Genomic DNA, 2942 nt, shown 5'->3' with positions numbered 1-2942 from the left:
AGGTAAATACCAATGCTTGGTCTCCTTCAACTCTGGTATATTTCCTGTAATCGCAGAACGAGCATCAATCAAATCAGTTGCATTTAATGATGTTCCACAGCTTTCGCACTGGTCACCATAAGCCTTATCGTTTTTACAATGCGGACAGGTTCCTGTTATATAGCGGTCAGCTAAAAACTGATTCGCGTCAGCATCGTAAAATTGCGCCGAAGTTTTTTCAACAAATTCACCTTTGTCATAAAGGGTTTTGAAAAATTCAGTCGCTGTTTCGTGATGAGTTTTCGAACTTGTTCTGGAATACACATCGAATGAAATTCCGAACTTCTCGAAAGAATCTTTTATAATATTATGGTATTTGTCAACCACATCCTGTGGTGTAACACCTTCTTTTTTTGCCTTAATGGTAATGGGTACACCATGTTCGTCCGAACCACCAATTAATAACACATCCTCACCTTTCATACGCATATAACGCACATAAATATCAGCAGGAACATATACGCCCGCTAAATGCCCAATATGTACTGGCCCATTCGCATACGGAAGAGCAGCAGTAACAAGTGTTCTGTTAAATTTTGTCATCTGAAAAAAGAGGTTTTAAAAGATCTTCATTCTACAAGGGAGATCAATTTGTCCCAGGGAACTTTGCAAAGACCTTAAGTATTAATAATGAAATTGTTTACGAGTTTCTGATTAATGAATCAGTCTCGGAAGCGCAAAGATAAAATAGAATTAACAATTTCAAGCATTTAGATTTGAAATGATTCGGGATTCATTTTTATCCCAGTTAGGGATTTTATGACTAATTTGTGATTTATTAATTAACAAGTTCAATAATCAAATGTCTTGAATTCGAATAGACTGGATTTTAATGATTTGATTACTAAAAAATCGACGTATATGTTTCAACCTTCTGCCCTTAAAAAAGGGGATAAAATTGGCATTGTTGCGCCAGCTGGAAAAATCGAGAAGCAAAAAATTATCTCGGCTCAAAAAGTACTCGAATCACTCGGATACGAAGTCGTTCTTGGCAAGCATGTTTTCGATGAACATCACATGTTCGCAGGTACTGATGAAAATAGAGCTAGTGATTTTCAATTCATGCTCGACCACGAAGAGGTGAAGGCGATTATTTGTGCTCGTGGTGGATATGGTAGTATTCGGATCATTGATAAGCTTAGTTTTGATGGCTTCGAAAAGCATCCTAAACTATTGATTGGCTTTAGTGATATTACCATTTTCCATGCTCGATTGAATCAACTTCACTTTGGAAGCTTGCATGCTACCATGCCCATCAATTTCACCGAGAATTTAACGGATTCCTGTTCCCTACAAAAACTCATTGATTACTTGGAAGGAAAACTTACAAACTATCAAATACCTCATCATAATCTCAATAGATCAGGTTCTGTTAAAGCTGAACTCGTTGGTGGAAACTTGTCGATTATTTGTAGTCTTAACGCGACAGACTACGAACTTAATACACACAACAGAATTCTTTTTATCGAAGATCTGAAAGAGGATTTATATCATTTAGATCGCTTGATGCTAAGTCTAAAGCTAAGTGGGAAATTAGCCCACCTCGAAGGTCTTATTGTTGGTGGTATGAGTGATATGAAAGATGGAGAAACTCCTTTTGGAAAAACAGCCTATGAGATTATAAAAGAGGCTGTTCAGGAGTATGATTATCCTATCATTTTTGATTTCCCTGCAGGACACATCGATAACAATTGGCCTTTACCTTTAGGCAAAAAAGTGAAGTTAAAAGTGAGTGAAAAGGAAGTGAAGTTGAGTTGGAAAAACTAAATTCCACGCAAAGATATGCGTGTATCAAATACTCAAGACTATGGCAGAACACAATGATTTAGGTAAGCTAGGCGAAGATTTAGCAGCAAAATACATGCTAAGTAAAGGCTGTAAAATTCTTGATCGAAACTGGATATATCAGAAAAAGGAATTGGATATTGTGGCTACGGATGGTGAATATCTGATTGTCGTTGAAGTTAAATCTCGTTCTACAGATTTCTTTGAACATCCATCTGATGCTATTACACTACCAAAAATTAAGTTTCTTTGCCGAGCAACTCAAGCTTATGTAGACCTGAAAGATATTGAAATGGAGGTCCGTTTCGATGTAATCTCTGTGATTAAGCGCAATGAGAAATACGACATTGAACACATTGAAGATGCCTTTATCGCGCCCATAGATTAATAATTGCTCATTGTAAATATCGAATTGAATACTATGAATATTGAAGAATTAAGAGACTACTGCCTTTCAAAAAAAGGAGTTACCGAAGGTTTCCCTTTCGACGAAGAAGTCCTTGTTTTTAAGGTCATGAACAAAATGTTTCTACTTACAAACATCAACAAAGACCTAAGTATGAGTGTAAAGTGTGATCCAGAACTAGCAGTCGAGTTACGCGAAAAATTCCCTCAAGTATTACCTGGCTGGCACTTAAATAAAAAACACTGGAATATGATAGCCATTGATGGTTCAATTTCGAATAATAAACTCAAAGAGTGGATCGATCATTCATATGATTTAATTGTTTCCAGCTTAACCAAAAAGCTACAAAATGAGCTCTTAAGCATGTAAATAGTTCAGTAATCTTAATATCTTTCCATCCGGAATTAAATACTCAACCATAAAAACAACAATCATGAATTTTAAACAATTAAGCGTTATTGCTCTTTCTTTGACATTATGTGGTCAAGGGCAAGCATTCGCAAAAAAGAAAAAAACAATTGAACCAGAGGGTTTCAAGTTTACTAACATTGTTGATGTTCCTACAACAAAAGTTCGTAATCAGGAAAGTACTGGTACTTGCTGGGCTTTTGCAACAACTTCATTTATCGAAACAGAATTGATTCGTTTAGGTGCTGGAAATATCGACTTATCAGAAATGTTTACGGTTCGTCATGCCTATTCTCAAAAAGCT

The 2942-nt window shown here is 36.1% G+C and carries 5 protein-coding genes; 4 read left to right on the top strand and 1 reads right to left on the bottom strand.

Features of this window, described 5'->3' with window-relative positions; all coding sequences use genetic code 11:
* Positions 1-582: class I tRNA ligase family protein (locus ABY905_RS15870; protein ID WP_372645632.1), on the bottom strand; the 582-nt coding region annotated here is incomplete at its 3' end.
* Between the two features lie 318 nt (positions 583-900).
* On the opposite strand from ABY905_RS15870, the gene ABY905_RS15865 reads away from it, so the two are divergent.
* The 4 genes from ABY905_RS15865 to ABY905_RS15850 all read left to right on the top strand — a co-directional run.
* On the top strand, positions 901-1806 hold the full coding sequence (locus tag ABY905_RS15865; RefSeq protein ID WP_372645630.1) for an LD-carboxypeptidase: 906 nt from the start codon (positions 901-903) through the stop codon (positions 1804-1806).
* Between the two features lie 40 nt (positions 1807-1846).
* Entirely contained in the window at positions 1847-2212 is a 366-nt protein-coding gene (locus tag ABY905_RS15860; protein WP_372645628.1) for a YraN family protein, read from the top strand.
* A gap of 33 nt (positions 2213-2245) precedes the next feature.
* Positions 2246-2599 (top strand): MmcQ/YjbR family DNA-binding protein, encoded by a 354-nt coding sequence (locus tag ABY905_RS15855; RefSeq protein ID WP_372645626.1) that lies wholly within the window; start codon positions 2246-2248, stop codon positions 2597-2599.
* A gap of 64 nt (positions 2600-2663) precedes the next feature.
* Positions 2664-2942, top strand: a 279-nt coding sequence (locus tag ABY905_RS15850; RefSeq protein ID WP_372645624.1) for a C1 family peptidase, incomplete at its 3' end; no start/stop codon positions are given.

This window comes from Ancylomarina sp. (assembly GCF_041555295.1).
GTDB lineage: Bacteria > Bacteroidota > Bacteroidia > Bacteroidales > Marinifilaceae > Ancylomarina.
The sequence above is the reverse complement of the archived record's forward strand: the minus strand, read 5'-3'. Positions and strand labels throughout refer to the sequence as shown.

Coding starts and splice junctions, on each gene's coding strand:
- ABY905_RS15865 (WP_372645630.1), top strand. CDS start 901: ATGTTTCAACCTTCTGCCCTTAAAAAAGGGGATAAAATTGGCATTGTT.
- ABY905_RS15860 (WP_372645628.1), top strand. CDS start 1,847: ATGGCAGAACACAATGATTTAGGTAAGCTAGGCGAAGATTTAGCAGCA.
- ABY905_RS15855 (WP_372645626.1), top strand. CDS start 2,246: ATGAATATTGAAGAATTAAGAGACTACTGCCTTTCAAAAAAAGGAGTT.